Source organism: Nocardia sp. NPDC005978 (assembly GCF_040614455.1).
In the GTDB taxonomy this organism is placed as follows: domain Bacteria; phylum Actinomycetota; class Actinomycetes; order Mycobacteriales; family Mycobacteriaceae; genus Nocardia.
The window spans coordinates 52825-79099 of sequence record NZ_JBEXUS010000035.1 but is presented as its reverse complement, the minus strand read 5'-3'; the positions used below and the strand labels follow the sequence as shown (position 1 = coordinate 79099).

25 protein-coding genes and 4 tRNA genes are annotated in these 26275 nt (G+C 66.4%); 26 read left to right on the top strand and 3 right to left on the bottom strand.

Annotation, left to right across the window (positions count from 1 at the left end):
* Positions 1–256 precede the first annotated feature (256 nt).
* Positions 257–1279, top strand: coding sequence for a polyprenyl synthetase family protein (locus ABZ319_RS18210; protein WP_354987574.1), 1023 nt, complete (start codon positions 257–259; stop codon positions 1277–1279).
* 81 nt (positions 1280–1360) lie between these two features.
* Entirely contained in the window at positions 1361–2257 is an 897-nt protein-coding gene (gene htpX, locus ABZ319_RS18205) for a zinc metalloprotease HtpX (protein WP_354987573.1), read from the top strand.
* Between the two features lie 59 nt (positions 2258–2316).
* On the opposite strand, the gene ABZ319_RS18200 is transcribed toward htpX, so the two are convergent.
* Positions 2317–2808 (bottom strand): YajQ family cyclic di-GMP-binding protein, encoded by a 492-nt coding sequence (locus tag ABZ319_RS18200; protein ID WP_354987572.1) that lies wholly within the window; start codon positions 2806–2808, stop codon positions 2317–2319.
* Positions 2809–2949: 141 nt separating this feature from the next.
* Here ABZ319_RS18200 and ABZ319_RS18195 point away from each other — a divergent pair.
* From ABZ319_RS18195 to rplA, 10 genes are all read left to right on the top strand, one after another.
* A tRNA-Tyr gene (locus tag ABZ319_RS18195) sits at positions 2950–3032 on the top strand.
* Positions 3033–3331: 299 nt separating this feature from the next.
* Positions 3332–3404, top strand: a tRNA-Thr gene (locus ABZ319_RS18190).
* A gap of 78 nt (positions 3405–3482) precedes the next feature.
* Positions 3483–3555 (top strand) — tRNA-Met (locus ABZ319_RS18185).
* Between the two features lie 31 nt (positions 3556–3586).
* The gene (gene rpmG, locus ABZ319_RS18180; protein WP_029925945.1) at positions 3587–3757 is read left to right on the top strand and encodes a 50S ribosomal protein L33; all 171 of its coding nucleotides are present in this window, start codon (positions 3587–3589) and stop codon (positions 3755–3757) included.
* A gap of 186 nt (positions 3758–3943) precedes the next feature.
* Positions 3944–4990: a fused (3R)-hydroxyacyl-ACP dehydratase subunits HadA/HadB gene (locus ABZ319_RS18175; protein WP_354987579.1), complete on the top strand. Its 1047-nt coding sequence runs from the start codon at positions 3944–3946 to the stop codon at positions 4988–4990.
* A 189-nt stretch (positions 4991–5179) separates the two neighbouring features.
* A tRNA-Trp gene (locus tag ABZ319_RS18170) sits at positions 5180–5252 on the top strand.
* Positions 5253–5284: 32 nt separating this feature from the next.
* Entirely contained in the window at positions 5285–5659 is a 375-nt protein-coding gene (gene secE / locus ABZ319_RS18165) for a preprotein translocase subunit SecE (protein ID WP_354987571.1), read from the top strand.
* 129 nt (positions 5660–5788) lie between these two features.
* Entirely contained in the window at positions 5789–6577 is a 789-nt protein-coding gene (gene nusG, locus ABZ319_RS18160) for a transcription termination/antitermination protein NusG (protein ID WP_354987570.1), read from the top strand.
* A 207-nt stretch (positions 6578–6784) separates the two neighbouring features.
* On the top strand, positions 6785–7219 hold the full coding sequence (rplK, locus tag ABZ319_RS18155) for a 50S ribosomal protein L11 (protein WP_354987569.1): 435 nt from the start codon (positions 6785–6787) through the stop codon (positions 7217–7219).
* Positions 7220–7313: 94 nt separating this feature from the next.
* A complete protein-coding gene (gene rplA, locus ABZ319_RS18150) occupies positions 7314–8024 on the top strand; it encodes a 50S ribosomal protein L1 (protein ID WP_354987568.1) in 711 nt (236 codons plus the stop codon).
* Positions 8025–8116: 92 nt separating this feature from the next.
* Here rplA and ABZ319_RS18145 read toward each other — a convergent pair whose 3' ends face one another.
* Together ABZ319_RS18145 and ABZ319_RS18140 are read right to left on the bottom strand one after the other, a co-directional pair.
* Positions 8117–8401 carry a hypothetical protein gene (locus ABZ319_RS18145; RefSeq protein WP_354987567.1) on the bottom strand — a complete coding sequence of 95 codons (285 nt, stop codon included), beginning with the start codon at positions 8399–8401 and terminating at the stop codon, positions 8117–8119.
* A gap of 30 nt (positions 8402–8431) precedes the next feature.
* Complete coding sequence (locus ABZ319_RS18140; protein WP_354987566.1) at positions 8432–8719, bottom strand: hypothetical protein; 288 nt, start codon at positions 8717–8719, stop codon at positions 8432–8434.
* Between the two features lie 444 nt (positions 8720–9163).
* Between ABZ319_RS18140 and rplJ the strand changes: the two genes are divergently transcribed.
* The 14 genes from rplJ to ABZ319_RS18070 all read left to right on the top strand — a co-directional run bounded on the left by rplJ (position 9164) and on the right by ABZ319_RS18070 (position 26165).
* Entirely contained in the window at positions 9164–9730 is a 567-nt protein-coding gene (gene rplJ / locus ABZ319_RS18135; RefSeq protein WP_354987565.1) for a 50S ribosomal protein L10, read from the top strand.
* A gap of 64 nt (positions 9731–9794) precedes the next feature.
* On the top strand, positions 9795–10169 hold the full coding sequence (gene rplL / locus ABZ319_RS18130; protein WP_354987564.1) for a 50S ribosomal protein L7/L12: 375 nt from the start codon (positions 9795–9797) through the stop codon (positions 10167–10169).
* 241 nt (positions 10170–10410) lie between these two features.
* Positions 10411–11469: an ATP-binding cassette domain-containing protein gene (locus tag ABZ319_RS18125; protein WP_354987563.1), complete on the top strand. Its 1059-nt coding sequence runs from the start codon at positions 10411–10413 to the stop codon at positions 11467–11469.
* A 97-nt stretch (positions 11470–11566) separates the two neighbouring features.
* Complete coding sequence (locus ABZ319_RS18120) at positions 11567–12274, top strand: ABC transporter permease (RefSeq protein ID WP_354987578.1); 708 nt, start codon at positions 11567–11569, stop codon at positions 12272–12274.
* 105 nt (positions 12275–12379) lie between these two features.
* The gene (locus ABZ319_RS18115) at positions 12380–13144 is read left to right on the top strand and encodes an ABC transporter permease (RefSeq protein ID WP_354987577.1); all 765 of its coding nucleotides are present in this window, start codon (positions 12380–12382) and stop codon (positions 13142–13144) included.
* 70 nt (positions 13145–13214) lie between these two features.
* The gene (locus ABZ319_RS18110) at positions 13215–14567 is read left to right on the top strand and encodes an MCE family protein (RefSeq protein WP_354987562.1); all 1353 of its coding nucleotides are present in this window, start codon (positions 13215–13217) and stop codon (positions 14565–14567) included.
* Positions 14564–15652: an MlaD family protein gene (locus tag ABZ319_RS18105; protein WP_354987561.1), complete on the top strand. Its 1089-nt coding sequence runs from the start codon at positions 14564–14566 to the stop codon at positions 15650–15652. Before ABZ319_RS18110 ends, ABZ319_RS18105 begins: the two co-directional genes overlap by 4 nt.
* Positions 15652–16659, top strand: coding sequence for an MCE family protein (locus ABZ319_RS18100; protein WP_354987560.1), 1008 nt, complete (start codon positions 15652–15654; stop codon positions 16657–16659). Before ABZ319_RS18105 ends, ABZ319_RS18100 begins: the two co-directional genes overlap by 1 nt.
* A gap of 1 nt (position 16660) precedes the next feature.
* Positions 16661–17917 carry an MCE family protein gene (locus ABZ319_RS18095; RefSeq protein ID WP_354987559.1) on the top strand — a complete coding sequence of 419 codons (1257 nt, stop codon included), beginning with the start codon at positions 16661–16663 and terminating at the stop codon, positions 17915–17917.
* On the top strand, positions 17914–19140 hold the full coding sequence (locus ABZ319_RS18090) for an MCE family protein (RefSeq protein ID WP_354987558.1): 1227 nt from the start codon (positions 17914–17916) through the stop codon (positions 19138–19140). Before ABZ319_RS18095 ends, ABZ319_RS18090 begins: the two co-directional genes overlap by 4 nt.
* On the top strand, positions 19137–20378 hold the full coding sequence (locus ABZ319_RS18085; protein WP_354987557.1) for an MlaD family protein: 1242 nt from the start codon (positions 19137–19139) through the stop codon (positions 20376–20378). The genes ABZ319_RS18090 and ABZ319_RS18085 overlap by 4 nt, the downstream gene beginning before the upstream one ends.
* A 70-nt stretch (positions 20379–20448) precedes the next feature.
* Positions 20449–21219 carry a hypothetical protein gene (locus tag ABZ319_RS18080; RefSeq protein ID WP_354987556.1) on the top strand — a complete coding sequence of 257 codons (771 nt, stop codon included), beginning with the start codon at positions 20449–20451 and terminating at the stop codon, positions 21217–21219.
* 11 nt (positions 21220–21230) lie between these two features.
* The gene (locus ABZ319_RS18075; RefSeq protein WP_354987555.1) at positions 21231–21944 is read left to right on the top strand and encodes a hypothetical protein; all 714 of its coding nucleotides are present in this window, start codon (positions 21231–21233) and stop codon (positions 21942–21944) included.
* A 735-nt stretch (positions 21945–22679) separates the two neighbouring features.
* Positions 22680–26165, top strand: coding sequence for a DNA-directed RNA polymerase subunit beta (locus ABZ319_RS18070; protein WP_354987554.1), 3486 nt, complete (start codon positions 22680–22682; stop codon positions 26163–26165).
* Positions 26166–26275 lie beyond the last annotated feature (110 nt).

Here is a 26275-nt window from a genome sequence, read left to right as displayed (position 1 = left end):
TTCGCGGCCCGCCCGGTTCTGGACTGAGTGGAGCGGGGGAGCGAAGCGGAGGAGCGGAGGGAGGGAAGAACCGGGCCGAGGGGGCCGCGAACAGCCGGAGCGAAGCGGAGGCAAATTAGACACAGCGAAACGCCGTCGCGGAGCGGAGGCCGGAAACACTGTTGGTTCCGTCCCACTACGGTGGTGTTCATTGGGGGGTTGGTGGTCACACGCTAGGTTCTTTGGCGTGGGGTCGGACGCGGCACTGGGAGATGAAATGAGCGCATCGGCTGTGAGTGATGAGAGCACGGTGGTGGCGGGGGTGGATCTCGTCGATCCCGAGCTCGCGGCGACGGTGAAGAAGGGCCTCGAAGATGTCGAGGACCTGCTGATCACAGAGCTGTCCGACGGCGAGGACTTCCTCCAGGAGGCCGCGCTGCACCTGGCCCGGGCCGGCGGCAAGCGTTTCCGGCCGCTGTTCACCATCCTCACCGGTCAGCTGGGCCCCAACCCCGCCAGCCCGGATCTGATCACGGCGGGCACGGTCGTCGAACTCGTGCACCTGGCCACCCTCTACCACGACGACGTCATGGACGAGGCCCCGATGCGCCGCGGGGCGCCCAGCGTGAACTCCCGCTGGGGCAACAGCGTCGCGATCCTGGCCGGGGACTACCTGTTCGCGCACGCCTCGCGCCTGGTCTCCACGCTCGGCCCGGACGCGGTGCGCATCATCGCCGAGACCTTCGCCGAACTGGTCACCGGCCAGATGCGGGAGACCATCGGCGCCAAGCAGTCCCAGGATCCGGTCGAGCACTACCTGCGCGTGGTGTGGGAGAAGACCGGATCGCTGATCGCGGCCTCGGGCCGGTTCGGCGGCACCTTCTCCGGCGCGGACCTCGACCACGTGGAGCGCCTGGCCCGGCTGGGTGACGCGGTCGGCACCGCCTTCCAGATCTCGGACGACATCATCGACATCTCCTCGGTGTCCGAGCAGTCCGGCAAGACCCCGGGCACCGATCTGCGCGAGGGCGTGCACACCCTGCCCGTGCTCTACGCCCTGCGCGACGAGGGCAGCGAGGGCGACCGCCTGCGCAAACTGCTGGCACGCCCGCTGGAGACCGATGCCGAGGTGGACGAGGCCCTGGACCTGCTGTCCCGCTCGCGCGGCATGGTGCTGGCCAAGGAGAAGCTGCAGGGCTACGCCGACATCGCGCACGCCGAACTGTCGGCGCTGCCCGGCGGCCCCGCCAACGAGGCCCTCGAGCGCCTGGTCCGTTACACGATCGAGCGGGTCGGCTGACGAGGGAACTCCGTCCCGGCTTGTATCGTTGACCTGGTGTAATACGGCGAAACGGGGGTTCGGACGCGCGGAGAGGCGGCTATGCACGGTCACGGTGTTGCGAATGGAGTGAAGACGTTCGGCCTGCTGGTGGGCATGTCCGCCCTGATCGTTTTCGCGGGCGCGATGTTCCGCAATCCGACGATTCTGTGGCTGTCGGTGGCGCTGGCGATCGGCATGAACGCCTACGCCTACTTCAACAGCGACAAATTGGCGCTCAAGGCCATGCACGCGCAACCGGTGAGCGAACTCGAAGCGCCGGTCATGTATCGCATCGTGCGCGAATTGGCCACGGCGGCAAGGCAACCCATGCCGCGGCTGTACATCAGCCCGACCAATGCCCCCAATGCCTTCGCCACCGGCCGCAATCCCCGGCACGCCGCGGTCTGCTGCACCACCGGAATTCTGCAGATTCTGGACGAACGCGAATTGCGCGCGGTGCTGGGACACGAACTCTCGCACGTGTACAACCGCGACATTCTCATCTCGTCGGTGGCGGGCACACTGGCCGCGGTCATTTCGGGCCTGGCCAATCTCGCGTTCTTCGCGAACGCGTTCGGCGGTAATCGCAATGGCGGCTCGAATGTCATTGGCGTACTGCTGGTCTCGTTACTCGGGCCGATCGCGGCGACGCTGATCAAACTCGCCGTGTCGCGATCACGCGAATATCAGGCCGATGCCGACGGCGCCGCCCTCACCGGTGACCCGCTGGCGCTGGCCTCGGCGCTGCGCAAGCTCGAACGGGGCGTCGAGGCGGCCCCGCTGCCCGCCGAACCGCAGCTCACCGCCCAGTCGCACCTGATGATCGCCAACCCGTTCCGCGCCGGCGACCGCATGGCGCGCTGGTTCTCCACCCACCCGCCGATGGCCGAGCGCATCGAACGCCTCGAGGAGATGGCGGGCGGCCCGGACGCCGCGCGCGGCCCCCGCGAATACTGACGAGAAAGGGTCCGCGAGCAGCTGCCCGCGGACCCCGGTAAACCCCGGTCGACGCCTTTCTACCGGTAGTTCACGAATTGCAGGGCGACCTCGAAATCGCTGTTCTTCAGCAGCGAGATGATCGCCTGCAGATCGTCGCGGCTCTTGCTGCTGACGCGCAGTTCCTCGCCCTGAATCTGTGCCTTGGCGCCCTTGGGGCCTTCGTCACGAATCTTCTTCGCGATCTTCTTGGCGTTCTCGGTGCTGATGCCCTGCACCAGGGTGCCTGTGATTTTGTACACCTTGCCCGAGGCCTGCGGATCACCCGCGTCGAACGCCTTCATGGAGATGTCGCGGCGAATCAGCTTCTCCTTGAACACATCCAGGGCCGCCTTGACGCGGTCCTCGGAGTCCGCGGTGAGGATGATCTTCTCCTCGCCCGACCATTCGATGCTCGCGTTGACTCCGCGGAAGTCGTACCGCGTGGCCAGCTCCTTGGCCGCGATGTTCAACGCGTTGTCCACCTCCTGACGGTCGATCTTGCTGACAACATCGAACGACGAATCGGCCACGCCTGTGCTCCTGTCCGAGATCGGAAATTGTGGGACTTGCTCGCCGAAGGTAGTCCGTCCGACACCGCGCTAGCCAGCCGGTTTGCATTCGGGGCGGGGGTTCGATGTATTCTCGTCACCGCGCTGCAAGGCGTAACCCAAGGCAGATTGCCCGAGCGGCCAATGGGAGCGGACTGTAAATCCGTCGGCTAACGCCTACGTAGGTTCGAATCCTACATCTGCCACACCGAAACCCCTGTGGACCAACTGGTCCACAGGGGTTTTGTGCATTTCCGGGGCCGGTCGCGCCCGCTGCGCCGGGTGCGATCCGCCCCGCTGCGGTCCGGAGCCGGCGCGCGGGGCGAACGCCGGGGCCCGTGCGCCGCACCCGCATCGGATCCTCACTCCGGACCCGCACCCCGGACATCCCCGAAAACAGCTCGAAAACCACCTCTGACCACCCGGTTTGTGGTCTACCCGAAGTGTTGTGTAATCTCGTTCAAGTCTTCAGCGCCCCGGCGAAAAGCCGGAGCCGAGCAGACATGCCCCCTTAGCTCAGTCGGCAGAGCGTTTCCATGGTAAGGAAAAGGTCAACGGTTCGATTCCGTTAGGGGGCTCGCCGGATTGCCGGTGGTGACCGACTCGGCATCCAGTTCGATGGACCGGGCTGAGTCTTCCGCCGCGAATCCTCGCATGGCGGTGTAGCTCAGTTGGTAGAGCAAACGACTCATAATCGTTGTGTCGCCGGTTCAAGTCCGGCCATCGCTACCCATACTGATAAACGGAAAGAGGGCGCATCGTGGCCGCGAAGTCCACTGATATCCGGCCGAAGATCACCTTGGCCTGTGAGCAGTGCAAGCACCGCAACTACATCACCAAGAAGAACCGGCGTAACGACCCGGATCGTCTGGAACTCAAGAAGTTCTGCCCGAACTGCGGTACCCACCGGGCCCACCGCGAGTCTCGCTAACTTAACCCCGCGCGTTCTACCGCGTGGAAGAAGTGCCGGATCGGCTGGCCACTTCGTCCCCCATACAAAGGGACAGTGGCACTCGGTCCGGCACTTGGTGTATATACCGGTGGTTCAGCGCTCCGCCCGATCCCTCGCGGGATCAGATAGGGACTTCCTGCCGTGACGATTGACACCGAGGTCGACATGACCGAAATCAGCGAGGCCTTCGACCCCGCGACGCACGCCGCCTCCATGGTCGGCCACCACTATCGCGTGGAGGACTACTACGAGGTCGGCCGCGAGAAGGTGCGTGAGTACGCCCGCGCCGTGCAGGACTACCACCCCGTGCACTGGGACGAGGACGCCGCCCGTGAGCACGGGTACGACGGCCTGGTGGCCCCGCTCAGCTTCATCTCCCTGGTGGGAATCCTGGCCCAGCGCAAGCTCTTCGAGCAGATCGTCACGGGCTACGACCTGAGCCAGATCATGCAGACCGATCAGATCCTGGAGTTCCACCGGCCCATCAAGGCCGGCGACCAGCTGACCTGCATCGTCTACCTGCACTCGTTCCGGCAGGCGTTCGGCGGCGACATCATCGTCACCAAGAACGACGTCGTGGCGCAGAACGACGAACTGGTGCTCACCACCTACACCACCCTCATCGGCCGCAGCGGCGGTGACATCGATCCCAATATCGGTGACGCCGTGCGCAACGTGCTCATGCACGGCGTCGGCCCCGACGAGGACTCCGTCGCCGCGCAGGCGCCCGCCGAGATCACCGCGCGGCCCGAGGCCTTCGTCGCCACCGGCAAGGTGGTGCCGGGCAAGCACGCGCTGCGCTTCGAGGACATCGCCGTCGGCGACGTGCTCCCCACCCGCGTCGTGCGCCTGACCCGCGGCGATCTGGTGAACTACGCCGGCGTCTCCGGCGACGCCAATCCGATCCACTGGAGCGACGACGTCGTGAAGATGGTCGGCCTGGAAAACGTTGTCGCGCACGGCATGCTGACCATGGGCCTGGGTGGCGGCTTCGTCACCTCGTGGCTGCGCGACCCGGGTGCGGTCAAGGAATACAACGTGCGCTTCACCAGCCCGGTGTACGTGCCCGCCGACCGCGCCGCGGAGATCGAATACACCGGCAAGGTCAAGTCGGTGGATCCGGAAACCCGCACCGCCGTGGTGGCCATCGTCGCCAAGTCCGAGGGCCGCAAGATCTTCGGCCGCGCCACCGCAACGGTGCAGCTCGGCTGATACTCCGCCGCTGACCCCCGATTGGCGATTGCTGCGTTGGGTAACGTAGACTCGGGAATCTGGGGTCACCAGCCGATGCGCGCTGCTCCGAGGAGCGGCGCGTATGTTGTGTGAAAGCCCGGAAAGTACAAATCAATAAGTACTGTGGTGGGACAGGTGAAGTTCAGCGATGGACTTCGGTTCCGCCGAAGGGGCGTAGCTCAATTGGCAGAGCAGCGGTCTCCAAAACCGCAGGTTGCAGGTTCAAGTCCTGTCGCCCCTGCCCTAGTGCCAAGCTGACGAGAGAGGATCGACGTGAGCGACGAGCGGGATACTCGCCACGAAGATGGCGATGACACCGCCGCGGTGGCTCGTCCGAGCGGAAAGCGTTCCGCCCGGCGGACTCGGACCGCGACGTCGTCAACGGCATCGGTCGCGACTATCGATCGGCCTTCGGCCAAGACCACCAAGGATTCCGGCAAAGCCGGTGGCGGTGCGGGCAATCCGTTCAAGCGTCTGGTGAAGTTCCTGCGGGAAGTCATCTCCGAACTGCGCAAGGTCATTTGGCCGAACCGCAAGCAGATGGTCACCTATACGAGCGTTGTTCTGGTGTTCGTGGTCTTCATGGTCGCGTTCATCAGCGGGTTGGATCTGGCGTTCATCAAGGGTGTCAACTGGCTGTTCGGCTAGCTCGACCGTCGGCGCTGGAAACCTGGCCCTCGAGCAGAGGCGAGGACAGGCCATCCGCCGGGGCCTGTGCATTTTCACCTGACCCCGGCGCGCACAGGATTACGTGACGACAAGGAAGCGAGTGCCCCAGTGAGCACCCCGGAGAACGGCACAACCGACGAATTCCAGGTCGACGATGTGGTGGAGGAGACCATCACCGACGTCGTGGAATCCGACGACCCCGCCGCCGACGCGGAGGAAGTCACTGAGCTGACCGCCGAAGAGCTGTCCGCCCCCGTCGATGCCGAGCCGGCCGATCCCGTCGCCGAGATGAAGGCCGCGCTGCGCCGCGCCCCCGGTGACTGGTACGTCATCCACTCCTACGCCGGTTACGAGAACAAGGTGAAGACCAATCTCGAGACCCGCGTGCAGAACCTCGGTCTCGAGGACTACATCTTCCAGGTCGAGGTGCCGACCGAAGAGGTCACCGAGATCAAGAACGGCCAGCGCAAGAACGTCAATCGCAAGGTGCTGCCGGGCTACATCCTGGTCCGCATGGAGCTGAACGACGAGTCCTGGGGCGCGGTCCGCAATACCCCCGGTGTGACCGGCTTCGTCGGCGCGACCTCGCGCCCGTCGCCGCTGTCCATCGACGACGTGGTGAAGTTCCTGGTCCCGGCCGCGCAGCAGAAGAAGGCCGCGGCCACCACCGCCGCCGCCACCGCGGGCGAGTCCGGCGAGACCCCGGTCATCAAGCCGACGATCGACGTCGACTTCGAGGTCGGCGAGTCCGTCACCGTCATGGACGGCCCGTTCGCCACGCTGCCCGCCAGCATCTCCGAGATCAACGCCGAGCAGCAGAAGCTCAAGGTGCTGGTGTCGATCTTCGGTCGCGAGACTCCGGTCGAACTGGCGTTCACCCAGGTCGCCAAGATCTAGTTGGCTCGGGGGCCGGTTCGGCCCCCGATAACACCTGCGACTAGACTTTCCGGGTTGCGTCTGGGGTCTGGCTGTCTTTCCACGGTCAGGCGTGCCCGGGCGCGATCCCGGAGCAGGCTTACGGGTTTTCCCGTAAGGCATGACCATGTGCAAGGGCAGAGGAATACCCCCCGGGTGTCCACCTGCCCCTAAACCAAGGAATACGAGATGCCCCCGAAGAAGAAGAAGGTATCTGGGCTCATCAAGCTCCAGATCAAGGCCGGTGCTGCCAACCCGGCTCCGCCCGTCGGCCCCGCGCTGGGTCAGCACGGCGTCAACATCATGGAGTTCTGCAAGGCCTACAACGCGGCGACCGAGTCGCAGCGCGGCAACATCATCCCGGTCGAGATCACGGTCTACGAAGACCGCACGTTCGACTTCAAGCTGAAGACCCCGCCTGCTTCGCAGCTGCTGCTCAAGGCCGCCGGCGTGCAGAAGGGTTCGGCTGAGCCGCACCGCAACAAGGTCGCGCAGGTCACCATGGACCAGATCCGTGAGATCGCCAAGACCAAGGCCGAGGATCTGAACGCCAACGACATCGATCAGGCCGCCAAGATCATCGCCGGCACCGCTCGCTCGATGGGTATCACCGTCGCGGAGTAGGCGCTTGCGCTCACGCGCGAGGCAGCACTTTCCCGTGGGAGGGCCGGCCAGGCCCGACAACCACGTCTGAACTTTACGAACAGGACAGAACAACATGGCAAAACGAAGCAAGGCTTATCTCGAGGCGGCCGCCAAGGTCGACAAGTCGTCGCTGTACGCCCCGCTGGCCGCGGTGCGGCTCGCGAAGGAGACCGCCACCACCAAGACCGACGCCACCGTCGAGGTCGCCGTCCGTCTGGGTGTCGATCCCCGCAAGGCCGACCAGATGGTCCGCGGCACCGTCAACCTGCCGCACGGCACCGGTAAGACCGCCCGCGTCATCGTGTTCGCCGTCGGCGACAAGGCCGCCGAGGCCGAGGCCGCCGGGGCCGACGCCGTGGGCGCCGAGGACCTGATCGAGCGCATCCAGGGCGGCTGGCTGGACTTCGACGCCGCGATCGCCACCCCGGACCAGATGGCCAAGGTCGGTCGTATCGCTCGCGTGCTGGGCCCGCGTGGCCTGATGCCGAACCCGAAGACCGGCACCGTCACCCCCGATGTGACCAAGGCCGTTCAGGACATCAAGGGCGGCAAGATCAACTTCCGCGTCGACAAGCAGGCCAACCTGCACTTCGTCATCGGCAAGGCGTCCTTCGACGAGAAGAAGCTGGCCGAGAACTACGGCGCCGCTTTCGATGAGATCCTGCGCGTCAAGCCCTCCACCGCGAAGGGCCGCTACGTCAAGAAGGTGACGTTCTCGACGAACACCGGACCGGGCATCCCGGTGGATCCGAACCGCACCCGCAACTTCGCCGAAGAAGACTGAGAGAGTCTCCGCGACGAACTTGCGTAGCAACGCGTGAAGCACGAAGGGCCGGTACAGGGAAACCTGTACCGGCCCTTCGGCTTTCGGGAAGATCAGCGGCTTCCGGAGGTGAGGGCGAGCAGTGAACGACACAGCGGATTGTTGTCCTCGGGGCTCTGCACCGGGCCGTCCGCGAAGCAGGCGCCGAAGAGTATGAAGCCCACCGGCCAGGCCAGGAGCAGTTTGGCCGAGCCCGTGGCCAGATCGACCGCGGCCGATCCGCCGTCCGCGACGGGCGCCGCGGGAGCCGGGGCGGCCACCGCGGGTGATGCGACCGAACCGGCGATTCCGGCGGACAACGTCACTACGGCAAGGGTTTTCGTGAGCACGCGGCTCATGTTCGGACCTCCGGGGTGGGTGGGAAGGGGTTATTCGCCGCCGCCGCTACCGGTGATGCCGGTGCCGATGGCGTACAGGACCGCGCACAGCGGGCCCTTGGTCTCGTCGGCGCCGCACAGGACGGTGAAGAGCAGGCCGACCGGCCAGGCCGCGATGCCACGGGCGGATTCGGTGCTCGACCCGGAGCCCAGGGATCCGGAGTCGGCGATCGGGGCGGGGGAGACGGCGGGGGCGGCCAGGGCGGGAACGGCGGCGACGCCGCATAGTGCGGCGGAAATGGAAGCTGCGGCAAGGGTTTTGGCGAAAATGCGCGTCATCGGGAAACCTCCGTGAAGATGATTCGCCGATGATATGGCCTGCCGACCAGAAGTGAAGCACATCACTTTCACTGGCTTGCGAACGTGAGATCGATGGTGACCCACGGGGTGTCGCGTCGCCGGTGATCCGGCCCGTCCGACCCCCGTTTTGGTGGATGGATAGACATCCGCTATTCTGGTTCACGGTCACCGGCCAGTTCGGTGATCACCCAATCGTTCTACCGAAGACCGTTGGTTGCTGCCCCCGGGCAGTCGAAGGTCCAGCGTTACTGCTGGCGGCCCACGCAGGGAGAGCCGAGGTTGGGAAGCCGTACGGGTTCGCCCGCAACGAGTTTCTTTCACGCCCCGGGACCTCTGCGTCCGCGGGGCGTTTGCTTTATCGCTGGCCCCTGGCGGTTGTTGGTAGTTCATATACGAACCGACCATCCAGAGAGGAGGCGAAGTATGGCAAACACCGAGAAGGTCACCGCGGTCGCGGAGATCACGGAGCAGTTCAAGAGCTCCACTGCCACCGTTGTCACGGAATACCGTGGACTGTCGGTCAGCAAGATCACGCAGCTGCGTCGTGCACTGGGCGCGGACGCCACCTACTCCGTCGCCAAGAACACCCTGGTCAAGCGTGCGGCCGCCGAGGCGGGCGTCGAAGGCCTGGATGACTTGTTCGTCGGTCCGACCGCCATCACCTTCATCAAGGGTGAGCCGGTCGAAGCCGCGAAGGCGCTCAAGGCTTTCGCCAAGGACAACAAGGCGCTGATCATCAAGGGCGGCTACATGGACGGCGTCGCGCTGTCCGTGGCCGAAGTTGAGCGGATCGCCGACCTGGAGTCCCGCGAGGTCCTGCTGGCCAAGCTGGCCGGCGCCATGAAGGGCAACCTGTCCAAGGCTGCGGCGCTGTTCGCTGCCCCGGGCAACCAGGTCGCTCGTCTGCTCGCGGCCCTCGAGGAGAAGAAGGCGAACGAGGGTGGCGCTGCCGCTCCCGCCGCCGAAGAAGCTCCGGCCGCTGCCGAATAAGTCTCACCCACAAACCTTTTCGGCGTCGCTAACGCGGTGCTGAAACCATCGAAAGGAAACATCAATGGCTAACGTTGACGAGCTGCTCGAAACCTTCGGTTCCATGACCCTGCTCGAGCTCTCCGAGTTCGTCAAGGCGTTCGAGACCAAGTTCGAGGTCACCGCCGCTGCCCCCGTCGCCGTCGCCGCTGCCGCGGGCCCGGTTGCCGAGGCCGCCGAAGAGCAGGACGAGTTCGATGTCGTCATCGAGTCGGCCGGCGACAAGAAGATCCAGGTCATCAAGGTCGTTCGCGAGATCGTCTCCGGCCTGGGCCTGAAGGAAGCCAAGGACCTCGTCGAGGCCGCCCCGAAGGCGATCCTGGAGAAGGTCAACAAGGAGGCCGCCGAGGCCGCCAAGGCCAAGCTCGAAGAGGCCGGCGCGAAGATCTCCGTCAAGTAATTCTCGCCCCGCGAGATTTCACTTCGGAAAGAGCGGTACCCCACCCGGGGTGCCGCTCTTTTTGCTTCCCTCACAGGTTGTGATTGAGTCGTGATGGGGTTTACCGGCGAGTCAGGTCCTGGTGTCCGAGACGGGCGGTATGCGATACAGTGACCGGACCTACTGTGATGCGCCACACCGCGCAAAGACAATTCGTGTGCGCCGCAGTGGGGCGCTCGTCGGAGAAATTGTGGAGGTTGGCGTGGGCGTCGAGGTCAGGACCGAAGGCATCACCAAGTCGTTCGGTTCGCAACGAATTTGGCAGGATGTCAGTCTGACACTGCCCTCGGGGGAAGTCAGCGCGTTGCTCGGCCCCTCGGGTACCGGTAAGTCGGTCTTCCTGAAGTCCCTGATCGGCCTGCTGCGCCCGGAGCGCGGTTCCATCTACATCGATGGCGTCGATATCACCACCTGCTCCAACAAGGAGCTGTACGAGATCCGCAAGCTCTTCGGCGTCCTCTTCCAGGACGGCGCGCTCTTCGGCTCGATGAACCTCTTCGACAATGTGGCCTTCCCACTGCGGGAGCACACCAAGAAGAGCGAATCCGAGATCAAGAAGATCGTCATGGAGAAGCTCGAGCTCACCGGTCTGCTGGGCGCGGAGGGCAAGCTCCCGGGCGAGATCTCCGGTGGTATGCGCAAGCGTGCCGGCCTGGCCCGCGCCCTCGTGCTCGACCCGCAGATCATCCTCGTCGACGAGCCGGACTCCGGCCTCGACCCGGTGCGCACCACCTACCTGTCGCAGCTGCTGATCGACATCAACGCGCAGATCGACGCGACGATTCTGATCGTCACGCACAACATCAACCTGGCTCGTATCGTGCCGGACAACATCGGCATGCTCTTCCGCCGCCAGCTCGTCATGTTCGGCCCGCGCGAGGTCCTGCTGACCTCCGAAGAGCCGGTCGTGAAGCAGTTCCTCAACGGCCGCATGATCGGCCCGATCGGCATGTCCGAGGAGAAGGACGAGTCGCAGATGGCCCGCGAGCAGGCCATGGTCGACGCCGGTCACCACGCCGGTGGCGCCGAAGAGGTCGAGGGCATCATCCCGCAGATGCGGGCGCAGCCGGGTATGCCCGTGCGTCAGGCCGTGGGCCGTCGCCGCGAGCGCGTGCGCCAGATTCTGCACACCCTGCCGCCCGCCGCGCAGGAGGCGATCCGTAACTCCCTGGAGGAGAACGGCGACCACGACACGCAGGTGATTCCCGCCTACCAGGGCTCGTACGACTCTACGGTTCGACACAACCTGACCAACGGGTAACATACGGCGCGTGAACCGAAATCTGACGCGACTACGCACTCCGGTTGAGTCAGGTCTCGCCCAGGCCGGCAACATCTTCGCACTCCTTCTGGATGTCATGCGCAAGACGTTTCGCCGGCCTTTCCAATGGCGGGAGTTCATCGAGCAGTCGTGGTTCATCGCGAGCGTCTCGATCCTCCCGGCGGCGCTGGTAGCCATTCCGTTCGGCGCGGTGGTGGCGCTGCAAACCGGCTCGCTCATCAAGCAGCTGGGCGCGGAAGCCTTCACCGGCGCGACGAGCGTGCTGGCAACGGTCCAGCAGGCGGCCCCGGTGGTGACCGCGTTGATCATCGCCGGCGCCGCGGGTTCGGCCGTGGCCGCCGATCTCGGCTCGCGAACCATTCGCGAGGAGATCGACGCCATGGAGGTGCTGGGCATCGATCCCATTCAGCGCCTGGTGGTTCCGCGCGTGCTCGGCATGATGCTGGTGGCGCTGCTGATGAACGGCCTGGTCGCCGTCGTCGGCATCTGCGGCGGCTACTTTTTCAACGTGGGTCTGCAGGGCGGCACGCCCGGCGCCTACCTCGCCTCGTTCTCGGCCCTGGCCCAGCTGCCCGATCTCTGGATCGGCGAGATCAAGGCGCTGATCTTCGGACTCGTGGCCGGCGTCATCGCCGCCTACAAGGGTCTGCATCCCAAAGGGGGACCGAAAGGAGTAGGTGACGCGGTGAACCAATCCGTGGTGATCACGTTCCTGGTGCTGTTCTTCCTGAACCTCATCCTCACCCTGATCTATCTTCAGGTCGTCCCCGCAAAGGGCGCGTGATCCATGGTTGTTTCACAGCGCTCCACCGTTCTCACCCGGTCGGCGCGCCGGGTCACCGGTGTGCTCAGAGCCCCGGTGGCCGTGGTCGATCGGGCCGGGGACCAGATGTCCTTCTACGCCCGCGCCATCGCCTGGATTCCGCGGACCGCGGTGCACTACCGCAAGGAGGTCATGCGGCTGCTCGCCGAGGTGACCTTCGGCTCGGGCGCGCTGGCGATCATCGGCGGCACCATCGGCGTCATCGTCTTCATGTCGGCCTCGGTCGGCGTCGTTGTCGGTCTGCAGGGCTTCAAGGCCCTGGACTCGCTCGGTTCGGGCGTGCTCACCGGCTTCCTGACCGGCTACATCAACACGCGTGAACTGGCGCCGCTGGTCGCGGCGCTCGCGCTCTCGGCAACGGTCGGTTGCGGTTTCACCGCGCAACTCGGGGCCATGCGCATCTCCGAGGAGATCGACGCCCTCGAGGTCATGGCGGTGCCGGGCGTTCCGTTCCTGGTGACCACGCGCGTGATCGCGGGCTTCCTGGCGGTCATCCCGCTGTACATCGTCGGCCTGCTGGGTACCTACGTCGCCTCGCGGCTGATATCGATCTACTTCAACGGGCAATCGAGCGGGTCCTACGACCACTACTTCAGTCTGTTCCTGCCACCCGAAGACGTGGTCTATTCGTTCCTGAAGGTGCTCGTCTTCGCCTTCGTCATCATCCTGGTGCACTGCTACTACGGCTTCAACGCGACCGGCGGTCCGGCGGGAGTCGGTGTGGCCGTTGGGCGCGCCGTGCGTGCTGCCATCGTTCTGATCAATATTCTGGACTTCTTCTTGAGCCTTGCTATTTGGGGAACGACGACGACGGTGCGGGTTGCCGGATGAGGGGTCAGGGGCCGGAGGCGGCAGCCTGCGTAACCACGCAGGCCCCCCGCTCATCCGAAAGGGATAGAGCATGAGTAATCCCGACAGAGTGCGGTTCTGGCGGTCGACTGCGAAGCTGCGCGCCCGCACCCTCGGTGTGCTGTTCTTCGTGGTCTGCGCCCTGTTCCTGTGGACGACCACCGCCATCTACTCCAAGAAATTCGTGGACACGGTCCGCGTGGATCTGCTCACCGACACCGTCGGCAACGCCCTGACCCGCAACGCGGACGTGAAGGTGCGCGGGGTCAATGTCGGCGAGGTGCGCTCGAGCGACTACGACGGCAAGCAGGTCACCCTCGATCTGGCCATCGATCCGGCCATGGCCGAGAAGATTCCGGGCAACGTGACCGCCCGCCTACTACCCAAGACGCTCTTCGGTGAGCGCTACGTCGAGCTGGTCTGGCCGCAGGACCCCAGCGGGCACCTGACCGAGGGCATGACCCTGCACCAGGACACCAGCGGCCACGCCGTCGAGGTGAGCCAGCTGCTCGATCACGTACTGCCGCTGCTACAGGCCATTCCGCCGCAGTACCTGGCCTCCACGCTCGGCGCGATCTCGCAGGGCCTGCAGGGCCGGGGCGAGGAACTGGGCCGGACCATCGATCGCCTCGACAAGATCTTCACCGAGGTGAACACCGAACTGCCCACGCTGCAGGAGGATCTGCGCAGCTTCGCCGAGGTGGCCGCCACCTACTCCGACGCGGCCCCGCAGCTGGTGTCCGCGCTGGACAACCTGCGCACCACCAACGCCACGATCGTGCAGCAGCGTTCGCAGATCGACACCTTGTTCGCGGTGCTGACACCGAGCTCGTCCGACCTGGCCGACTTCCTGATCACCAATCGGGACAACATCATCGACGTGGCCGCCGACGCGCGGCCCGCGCTCGAGGACCTGGCCAAGTACTCGCCCGGCTACAAGTGCGCGCTGGCGAACTTCGCGCAGATGAAGCCGCGCATCGACGATCTGTTCGGCAAGGGCACCGACCTGCCGGGTTCGCGCGTGACGGTGGAGATCGTCAATCCGCGCGGCCGGTACGTCCCCAACCAGGACGAGCCGCGCTGGTTCGATCCGCGGGGCCCGCTGTGCATCCCGGAGTATCCGCTCACCGTGGATCCCGGTCAGTACACCGACGGTTCGGCCAACGACGGCTCGTATCAGCCGCCGAGCCGCACCCCCGGTGATCAGAACATCGGCATCATGCCGCAGCCGCAGTACCGGGTGTACGGCCCGCAGGCGCCGACCATCGCCGGTTCGCCGCGCGAACAGCAGACCCTGGGCGCCATCTACGGTGCGGCCCACGGCGTTTCGCCCGAGCAGGTGCCGAGCTGGATAACCCGGATCGCGGCCCCGGCTTTCCGCGGCAGTGAGGTGAGCATTCGATGAAGGACCTGCTGCGCGGCCTCGGCCCGACGCTGGCCAAACTCATCGCCTTCATCGTGGTGACCGTGCTGGCCACCGGCGTGCTGGCGCTGACGATCGCCAACTACAGCGGTGGCGGCACCAAGTTCAACGCCCGCTTCACCGACGTGACGTCGCTGAACAAGGGTGACGAGGTGCGCATCGCCGGTGTGCGCGTCGGCAAGGTGACCAAGGTGTCCATCGTCGACAAGAGCCTGGCGAACGTGGAATTCGAGGTGTCGGACCGCAAGTCGCTGCCCGCCTCCACGATCGCCACGATCAAGTACCGGAACCTGGTCGGCCAGCGGTACATCGCGCTGGAACAGGGTGCGGGCGAGCAGGGGCGCAAGATCAACAAGGGCGCCACCATCCCGCTGGAGCGCACCCGGCCCGCGCTGAATCTGACCGAGCTGTTCAACGGGTTCCGCCCGCTGTTCCAGACGCTCACCGCCGATGACGTGAACAAGCTGTCCTACAACATCATTCAGGTGTTCCAGGGCGAGTCCGGCACCATCACCGAACTGGTCGGCAACACCGCGGCGCTGACCAACAAGATCGCCGACAAGGACGCGGTCATCGGCGAGGTCGTCCGCAACCTGAACGCCGTGCTCGAGGTGGTCAACAACCGCGACGACCAGCTGAACCAGCTGATCATCAACACCGAGGCGCTCATCACCGGACTCAACGCCGAACGCGGCGTCATCGGCTCGGCGCTGACCTCGCTCGGCAACCTGACCTCGGCCACCGCCGACCTGCTCGTGCCGGTGCGCCCGAACCTGCAGGGCGCCATCGCGGGCCTGAACGAACTGACCGGCACCCTCAACAGCCGTTCCGACGAGGTCAACGAGGGCCTGGCCAACCTGCCCATCAAGATGGAGAAGCTGGGCCGCGCCGCCTCGTACGGCTCGTGGTTCCAGTTCTACCTGTGCGGCATCGACATCGTCGCCGGACCCGGCACCGCGGACGCCCCGCAGTTGAACCTGCCCGAGGCGATCCAGCACATGCCGACGATCAATCAGCCCATCTACACCAATCCGGCCCCGCGCTGCCACGGAAAGGGAGGCCGCTGATGGACGACCGCGTCGTACTCGGAAAGCGCAGCCCCGTTTTCATGGGCGGGCTGGGCCTGGCCATGGTGCTGCTGGTGACGGTGTCCGCCTTCAGTCTCGACAAGCTGCCCCTCATCGGGGCGGGCACCAAGTACACCGCCGAGTTCTCCGAGGCCGCCGGGCTGAAGAAGGGCAACGAGGTCCGCATCGCCGGCGTCAAGGTCGGCCAGGTGCAGGACGTGCGCCTGGACGGCGACAAGGTGCTCGTCGACTTCCGCACCCAGGACGCCTGGATCGGCAACGAGAGCACCGCCTCGATCCAGATCAAGACCCTGCTCGGGCAGAAGTACCTCTCCGTCGAGCCCAAGGGCGGCGAGGCCGCCGATCCCGACGACGCGATTCCGCTGTCGCGCACGGTATCCCCGTACGACGTGGTGGACGCCTTCAGCGACGCCGCCGTCGACCTCGAGGAGACCGACACCGCCCAGCTCGCGCAGAGCATGCGGGTGCTCTCGGAGGCGTTCTCCGGCACCCCGGCCGAGATCCGCTCCTCCATCGACGGCGTGGCCCGGCTCTCGGAGTCGCTGGCCAAACGGGATGACCAGTTGCGCAAGCTGTTCGGCGCGACCAAGCAGACCTCGCGGCTGCTGGCCGACCGCAACGCCGAATTCGAGCGGCTGCTCGGCAACGGCGGGCAGTTGCTCGCCGAGCTGAACGTGCGCCAGCAGGCCATCTCACAACTGCTCACCGGCGCGAAAACCATTGCCGCCGAATTGAGTGCGCTGGTCGCGGACAACGAGGCGCAGATCGGCCCGGCGCTGACCAACCTCGAGCAGACCATCACGATGCTCAACGACAACCAGGCCAACATCTCCAAGACACTGCAGCTGGCCGCGCCCTTCTACGGCCTGTACGCCAACGTGCTCGGCACCGGGCGCTGGTTCGACGCGGTCATCACCAACCTGATTCCGCCCGCCCTGCCCGAGATTCCGGGCGATCGCGCGCCGATCCGCAAGATGGGAGGCTGAGATGGCGAACAATCCGCTGACCGCGGTGCGCGACAGCAGCCCCAGAAGCAAACTGATCGCCCTCGTGGTCGCCGTGGCCGTGCTGCTCGCGGCGGTGGCCTGGTGGGGGCTGGGCAGGCTGAACACCACCACCATCACCGCGTACTTCGACAAGTCCGTCGGTATCTACGTCGGCTCGGACGTGCGCATCCTCGGTGTGCCGGTCGGCCGGGTGACCGAGGTGACCCCGGAGGGCGAGCAGGTCAAGGTCGTCATGGCGGTGGACCGCAAGTTCGACGTCCCCGCCGACGCCAAGGCCGCCCAGATCACCCCCTCGGTGGTCTCGGACCGGTACATCCAGCTCGCGCCCGCCTACAAGGGCGGACCCAAGATGGGGCGCGACGCCACCATCCCCAAGGACCGCACCGCCACCCCGGTCGAGGTCGACCGGCTGTACAAGAGCATCACCGAGCTGTCCGAGGCCCTGGGCCCCAACGGCGCCAACAAGGACGGCGCGGTGAACGAACTCGTTCGCACCGCCGCGCAGAACCTCTCGGGCAACGGCGAGGCGCTGGGCAACAGCTTCACGCAGCTGTCCAAGGCCGCCAAGACGCTCTCCGACTCGCGCACCGACATCTTCGACACGGTGAAGAACCTGCAGGAATTCGTGCGCATGCTGGCCGAGAACGACGCGCAGGTGCGCGAGTTCAACACCCAGCTCGGTTCGCTCGCGGGCTTCCTGGCCGACGAGCGCCAGAGCCTGGGCGACGCCCTGAGCCTGCTGTCGGTGGCCCTGGGTGACGTGGCCCGCTTCATCGACGACAACCGGGACCTGGTGCAGGCCAACGCACAGGCGCTGACCACGCTCACCCAGACCCTGGCCGATCAGCGCGACGATCTGGCCACCGCGCTGCCGCTGATCCCGACCGCGCTGTCGAACCTCATCAACGTGCACAACGGTGAGACCGGCACCCTCGACATGCGCCCCAACTTCGACGATCTGCAGAACCCGTTCGGGGTCATCTGCAAAATGCTCGATCTGGGCAAGCTGCGCCCGGGGGATCCGCAGTTCGACGCGATCTCGCGACAGCTGAAGCCGATTCTCGACAACTGCGGCATCATCACCGACCAGCTCACCGCGGGCGTGAAGACGCCGTCGCTGGTGCTGCCGTTCGGCATTCTCAGCGGCGACAACGTGCAGCGCAATCCGGTGCCCGGCAGCGTGCCCGGGGTGCCGTCCGAACAGCTGCCGCCCTCGCAGGGAGGTGGACAGCGATGACCCGTATCCGAAGTGGGCGCGGCGCCGCGCTGGCGCTGGCGCTGGGCGCGGTGACCGTGGTCGCCGCCGGCTGCGGCAACGGCGCATACAGCATTCCGCTGCCCGGCGGCCCGAACGTCGGGGACAACCCGCTGCACATCGACATTCGCTTCGCCGACGTGCTCGACCTGGTGCCGCAGTCCACCGTGAAGGTGGACGGCGTCGCGGTCGGCCGGGTCGACAGGATCGAACTCGCCCCCGACGGCTGGACCGCCAGCGTGCGCGCGGTGGTGAACAACGACGTCGACCTGCCCGCCAACGCCCGGGCCGAGGTGCGCCAGTCCAATCTGCTCGGTGAGAAGTTCATCGAACTGTCCGCGCCCGCGAACGATCCCGCGGCCGCGCGGCTGACCGACAACGCCGTCATCGACGTCGCGCAGACCCGCACCGCCACCGAGGTGGAGCAGGTCCTCGGCGCGCTGTCGCTGCTGCTCAACGGCGGCGGCGTGGCACAGTTGCAGCCCATCGTCGTCGAGCTCAACAAGGCCCTGGACGGCCGCGACGCCAAGACGCGCTCGCTGCTGGAACAGGCCAACAAGCTCATCGGCGGGCTGAACGACCAGGTCGAGGACATCACCCGCGCCCTGGACGGGCTCGACGTGCTCTCCAGCCGCGTCGGGCAGCAGACCGCGCAGATCGCCAAGATCCTGGACGAACTGCCCGAGGGCATCCAGATCCTCAATGAGCAACGGCCGCAACTGATTCAGCTGCTCACCCAGCTGGATCGCCTGGGGCAGGCCGGATTCGACGTGCTGGACCACTCCAAGGACGATCTGATCGCCGACCTCAACTCCCTGCGCCCGACCCTGCAGGAACTCGGCAGATCCGCCGGCGACCTGGTGACCGCGTTCCCGCTCATCCCGACCTACCCGTTCCCGGACGAGGCCATCAAGTCCGCGTTCGGCGGTCAGGTCAACACCTGGCTGTCGGTGGACCTGGAGATCGGCACACTGCTGTCGAATCTCGGTGTGGGCAAACCGGATCCGGTGTACCTGCCGCCCGCCGGACGGCAGGTCAACGTGGACCCGAGCAACCCGTACTACAACGGCAACGGCCCGCGCGGCGGCTGGCCCACCGTCTCGCTGGTGCCGCTGCCGCCGACCGTGGTGCCGCCGGGCCTGCCCGCGCTGCCCGAACCGCTCGGCGCGCTGCTCGATCAGCTGGGAGTGGGTGGTCCGCGATGACCCGTCTGGTGCGTTTTCAGCTCATCGCCTTCGCCGTGATCGCGGTGCTCGGCGTCGCCTTCGTCGGCGCGAAGTACGTGCGGCTGGACAACATGCTCGGCTTCGGGCTGTACCACGTCACGGTGAAGATGCCCGAGACCGGCAACCTGTCCAAGGGCGCCGAGGTGACCTACCGCGGCGTGCCCGTGGGCCGGGTCGGCTCGCTCGACATCACCCCGGACGGCGTCGCGGTCGTGCTGGACATGGATTCGGGCAAGCCCCGGATCCCGGTGAGCGCGAAGGCCGTGGTGGCCAATCGGTCCGCCATCGGCGAGCAGTACGTGGACCTGATGCCCTCCAGCACCGCCGGGCCGTTCCTGGAGGACGGTTCGGTCATCGACGGCGCGCAGGTGCCGATCCGGGTCGAGGAACTGCTCGGCAGCGTCGATCATTTCGTGCAGACCACCGACCTGGCGGCGCTGAGCACCGCGGTCACCGAACTCGGCAAGGCGTTCGACGGCAAGGGCGACGACCTGGAGATCCTGGTCGACTCGCTGGGCAAGTTCACCGAGACCGGGGTCGAGGCGCTGCCGCAGACCCTGGCGCTGCTGCGGGACGCCCGGATCGCGCTCGGCACCCAGGCCGAACAGTCCGGCAGCATCCGTCAGTTCAGCAACGGCCTGGATCTGCTTGCCGCACAGCTGCGTTCGAGCGATCCCGACATCCGCAGGCTGATCGGGACCGGCACCGACGCCGGCGATCAGATCCAGCGCCTGGTGGCCGAGAGCGGCCCGGCGCTGACCACGAACCTGACGAATCTGCGGGTCATGCTGCTGGCCGTCTCGCCCAAGTTCTACGCGCTCGGGCCGGTGCTGCAGATGCTGCCGCTGCTCTCGATCGGCGCCTCGGCCACCGCCCCCGGCGACGGCACCACCCACTTCGGCCTGGTGCTCGAGACCAACAATCCGCCCGCCTGCACGGTCGGCTACGAGGGCACCCAGGACATCATCCGCCAGATGAAGGCCCAGAACCCGGACTTCGACGACAGCCGGGACGATTTCCCGTTCAACACGAACGCGAAATGCCTTGTGCCGCAAGGCAGCGAGACCGCGGTGCGCGGTGGCGAGCGCGCCGAACTGGCCGATCCCAGTGTCCCGCAGCCGTGGGACGACAAGCCCAAGTACGACCCCGAGAAGCTCAATCTGAACCCCGTCGCGACCCAGCTGGCCACGCTCATGGGCGTCACCCCGAAGCGGTGACGCACCGCCGAGGTGCGTGTTCGCGCACAGCCGGGGCCGCGGCGCGCACAGTGGAAAGTATGGTGTCGGCGTGAGCCAGCAAAAGGACAGCAACCAGGACGCGGAGCTAGGCGAGCCGGCCGCGGAGCCGGTCGCCGAGTCCACCCCGGATCCGGCGCCCGTCCTCCTCGCGAAGCCGGCGCCCGCCCCCGAACCCGACGCCGCGGCCGAACCGGACGCCGCGGCCGCGACATCCACGGCCCGGCCCGCCGACGCCCGCCGGGTCGTCACGCTCGCCGCGATCGCGCTGCTGGCGGTGGCCGCGGTGGCCGCCGCCTGGTTCGGCGGCACCTGGATCGTGGGCGGGCTGATCCAGGACCGCCCGCGCGCTCAGGCCCGTGACAACGCACTCGACGCCGCCCAGCAGGCGGCCATCAACATCACCTCGATGAACCTGGCCGATGTCGACGGTTCGCTGTCGCTGGCGCGGTCGTCCATGACCGGTGAACTGCTCGACGCCTCCACGAAGAACCAGGACCAGATCAAGAAGCAGGTCCTGGATTCGAACGTGAACATGACCTCCAAGGTCGTCGGCGGCTCGCTCACCGAACTCAATTCCGAACGCGATCGGGCCGCGGCCCTGGTCGTGCTCGAGGTCACCGAGAACGGCCCGGGCAAACCCGCCGCCAAACTGCGCTACACCTGGTCGGTGGACGTGGTGCTGGACGACGGCGTGTGGAAGGCCGATCAGGTCCAGGTCGTCTCCGATCCCGTCGCGCTCGGCGGGGAAGCGGGGTCGCAGCAGCCCGCCGCGCCGGGGGACACCGCGCCCACCACCCAGCCCGCCCAGCCGGGCAACTAGGAGACGCGATCATGGCCAACAAACGCCCCGTCAATCGCGTCAGCCCGAAGCGCAGGCCCGCCGCCCAGCGCAGCGCGGGCGCGCGCACCACCGCGGACGACCTGCGGCACGGCACCACCGGCGGCATCGCCGCCCGCAAGGCCGCGGCCCGCGCGGCCGGGGCCGCCGGTCGCGCACCGGCTCCCGCCCGTCCCGTCCGCACCCGGGCCCCGCGCCCGGCGGGCGGCTTCTGGCGCACCTGGCGGACCGCGCTGCTGTGCGGCGGCGCGGCCGTGCTGCTGGCCGCGTTCGCCGTCGTGGGCGCCCTGCGGCCAGGCGTGGACGACGCCAACGTGGCCTACGTGGACAACACCGCCACCGACGAGGTGAAGGCCGCCGCCCAGCACGCCCTGTCCACGATCTACGGCTACAACGCCGCGGACATCGACAAGTTCCGCGAGAACGCCCGGGCCGTGATGACCGGCACCATGCTGGCGGAATTCGACAGGGACAAGCTGCTCGACACCGGTATCGACGCCATCAAGCAGACCAAGACCGACACCAAGGCCACGGCCGACCCCGTCGGCGTCACGCTGCTGACCGGCGACCGCGCCGAACTGCTGGTCAACCTCGCCATCGTGGCCACCAAGGACGGCGTACCGGCCCCCCTGGCCGCGGGCCCGATCGTGCTGCGCATGCAGAAGATCGACGGCCACTGGCTCGCCTCGGAGATCGCCGACAGCTGAGACCCCGGAACGGGTGTTCCCGCGCGCTTGTCGCGCGGGATCTGCCCTGATCGGGGGCGGATTCCGGGCGCCGGGCGGTGACAGCGCCCGCGCGGCGTGCGCATCGCCCGCGCGCCGCGGCCCGCGGAATTTCCCGCCCCACCTGCGATATCGGTGGCCCCTGCCGCCGCCTGACGAGGCGATCTTCTACTGGGGCAGGGGAACTCGGGTTTTGTCAACTTTTGGCGCCACTTGACGAGTTTCGTCCGACCCGTCACGCTATTCACAACAGCGGCGGCTGTCACAGGGGATCAGACGCCGACGAGGTGCTCGAGCGATCGCAGCCAGCGGACAACGGAGCCCAGTCGGCAGACGGTGTGACGGAGTTGTTGTTCTGGTAGCGCGGCCTCACCCGCTGCGCGAACGCGGTGCCGAAGATCGCTGCTATGCGGTTCGACCATCGCGGGTAAGCGGTGTAACCGTCGCAGGGATGCGGAGTGGTCACCGCCACGACACGCTTCGGCGCGTTAGCCCTCCGGGCTTCATTACGGGTGGTACTTTGACACCCCCGTAGGTTTGGGTGTAGTTTTGGACGTTGCGCTGGCTGCCTCCTGTCCATACCTCGATCGCATCGTCGAAAGTTCCACCTTCCGGTGTTACTTCCGCTGCTTGCTGTTCGGGTTTCGTTCGGGTAGTCACCAGCGGAATTCGTAGCAGACAAGCGACGGTCGCGGACCACCACGCGACGCGCGTGAGGTGCTGGAAGGACGCATCTTGGCAGTCTCCACCCAGACCAAGGCCGGTATTCCCGGAGCCCCGAAGCGGGTGTCTTTCGCGAAGATTCGTGAGCCCCTCGAGGTTCCGGGTCTTCTCGATCTACAAACCGACTCGTTCGCCTGGCTGATCGGTTCACCGGTATGGCGGGAAAAGGCGATCGCTCGTGGCGATGTCAACCCGTTCGGTGGGCTCGAGGAGGTGCTCGAGGAGCTCTCGCCGATCGAGGACTTCTCCGGTTCCATGTCCCTGTCGTTCTCCGACCCGCGCTTCGAAGAGGTCAAGGCCTCCATCGAAGAGTGCAAGGACAAGGACATGACCTACGCGGCGCCGTTGTTCGTCACCGCGGAGTTCATCAACAACAACACCGGTGAGATCAAGTCTCAGACGGTCTTCATGGGCGATTTCCCGATGATGACCGACAAGGGCACGTTCATCATCAACGGCACCGAGCGCGTCGTCGTTTCGCAGCTGGTTCGTTCGCCGGGCGTGTACTTCGACGACACCATCGACAAGAGCACCGAGAAGACGCTGCACAGCGTCCGGGTGATCCCGTCGCGTGGCGCGTGGCTGGAGTTCGACGTCGACAAGCGCGACACCGTCGGTGTGCGTATCGACCGCAAGCGCCGGCAGCCGGTCACCGTGCTGCTCAAGGCGCTGGGTCTGACCGCCGAGGAGATCGTGGAGCGCTTCGGCTTCTCCGAGATCATGATGTCCACCCTGGAGAAGGACAGCACTCCGGGTCAGGACGAGGCACTCCTCGACATCTACCGCAAGCTGCGTCCGGGCGAGCCGCCGACCAAGGAGTCCGCGCAGACCCTGCTGGAGAACCTGTTCTTCAAGGAGAAGCGCTACGACCTGGCCCGCGTCGGCCGCTACAAGGTCAACAAGAAGCTGGGCCTGAACCTGGACAAGCCGGTCACGGGTTCGGTGCTGACCAAGGAAGACATCGTCGCGACGATCGAGTACCTGGTCCGTCTGCACCAGGGCGATCGCATGATGACCGCGCCGGAGGGCCGCGAGGTTCCGGTCGAGGTCGATGACATCGATCACTTCGGCAACCGTCGTCTGCGCACGGTGGGCGAGCTGATCCAGAACCAGATCCGGGTCGGCCTCTCGCGTATGGAGCGTGTCGTGCGTGAGCGCATGACCACCCAGGACGTCGAGGCCATCACGCCGCAGACCCTGATCAACATCCGTCCCGTCGTGGCCGCGATCAAGGAGTTCTTCGGAACCTCCCAGCTGTCGCAGTTCATGGACCAGAACAACCCGCTCTCGGGTCTGACCCACAAGCGCCGCCTGTCGGCGCTGGGCCCGGGTGGTCTGTCCCGTGAGCGCGCCGGCCTGGAAGTTCGCGACGTCCACCCGTCGCACTACGGCCGCATGTGCCCGATCGAGACCCCGGAAGGCCCGAACATCGGCCTGATCGGTTCGCTCTCGGTGTACGCGCGGGTCAACCCGTTCGGCTTCATCGAGACCCCGTACCGCCGGGTCGTCGACGGCCGCGTCACCGATGAGGTCAAGTACCTCACCGCCGACGAGGAAGACCGCCACATCCGCGCCCAGGCGAACTCGCCGGTGGATCTGGACGGCCGCTTCCTCGAGGAGCGCGTGCTCGCTCGCCACGGCAACGAGGAGATGGAATACGTCGACGCGTCCGCGGTCGACTTCATGGATGTCTCGCCGCGCCAGATGGTGTCGGTCGCGACGGCCATGATCCCGTTCCTCGAGCACGACGACGCCAACCGTGCCCTCATGGGCGCGAACATGCAGCGTCAGGCCGTGCCGCTGGTCCGTTCCGAGTCGCCGCTGGTCGGCACCGGTATGGAGCTGCGCGCCGCGGTCGACGCCGGCGATGTGGTCGTGAACCAGAAGGCCGGTGTGGTGGAAGAGGTTTCGGCCGACTTCATCACCGTCATGCACGACGACGGCACCCGCCGCTCGTACCGCATGCGCAAGTTCGAGCGCTCGAACCAGGGCACCTGTGCCAACCAGCGTCCGATCGTGGACGAGGGTCTGCGGGTCGAGGCCGGGCACGTGCTCGCCGACGGCCCCTGCACCCAGAACGGTGAGATGGCCCTGGGCAAGAACCTGCTCGTGGCGATCATGCCGTGGGAGGGCCACAACTACGAGGACGCGATCATCCTGTCGCAGCGCCTCGTGGAGGATGACGTGCTCACCTCGATTCACATCGAGGAGCACGAGATCGACGCGCGCGACACCAAGCTGGGCGCCGAGGAGATCACCCGGGACATCCCGAACGTCTCCGACGAGGTCCTGGCCGATCTCGACGAGCGCGGCATCGTCCGCATCGGCGCCGAGGTCCGCGACGGCGACATCCTGGTCGGCAAGGTCACCCCGAAGGGCGAGACCGAGCTGACCCCCGAGGAGCGCCTGCTGCGCGCCATCTTCGGCGAGAAGGCCCGCGAAGTTCGCGACACCTCGCTCAAGGTGCCCCACGGTGAGTCCGGCAAGGTCATCGGCGTGCGCGTGTTCTCGCGTGACGACGACGACGATCTGCCCCCGGGCGTCAACGAACTGGTCCGCGTGTACGTGGCGCAGAAGCGCAAGATCCAGGACGGCGACAAGCTCGCCGGCCGCCACGGCAACAAGGGCGTCATCGGCAAGATCCTGCCGCAGGAAGATATGCCCTTCCTGCCGGACGGCACGCCGGTCGACATCATCCTGAACACCCACGGTGTGCCGCGTCGTATGAACATCGGTCAGGTGCTGGAAACCCATCTGGGTTACATCGCCAAGACCGGCTGGCAGGTCGAGGGTGAGCCGGAGTGGGCCAAGCGCCTGCCCGAGGAGATGCTGGGTCAGGTCGCCGACACCAATATCGCCACGCCCGTGTTCGACGGCGCGCGCGAGGAGGAGCTGACGGGTCTGCTGGCCTCGACGCTGCCGAACCGCGACGGCGAGAAGATGATCGACGACAACGGCAAGGCGGTGCTGCTGGACGGCCGCTCCGGTGAGCCGTTCCCGTACCCGGTCTCGGTCGGCTACATGTACATCCTGAAGCTGCACCACCTGGTGGACGACAAGATCCACGCGCGTTCGACGGGTCCGTACTCGATGATCACGCAGCAGCCCCTCGGTGGTAAGGCCCAGTTCGGTGGTCAGCGCTTCGGTGAGATGGAGTGCTGGGCCATGCAGGCGTACGGCGCCGCCTACACCCTGCAGGAACTGCTCACCATCAAGTCGGACGATGTCGTCGGCCGCGTGAAGGTGTACGAGGCGATCGTCAAGGGCGAGAACATCCCGGAGCCGGGTATTCCGGAGTCGTTCAAGGTTCTGCTCAAGGAACTCCAGTCGCTGTGCCTGAACGTCGAGGTGCTGTCCTCGGACGGCGCCGCGATCGAGATGCGCGACGGCGATGATGAGGACCTGGAGCGCGCCGCGGCGAACCTGGGCATCAACCTGTCCCGCAACGAGGCTGCGACGGTCGACGACCTGGCGCAGTAAGAGCGATCGGTCCGGGTGGGTAATTCGTTGAATCACTCACCCGGGCGGACCTTTTCGAGCGACCCGCACACGGTCGCCACGAGATGGATATAGCGACTTTTGCTCATACT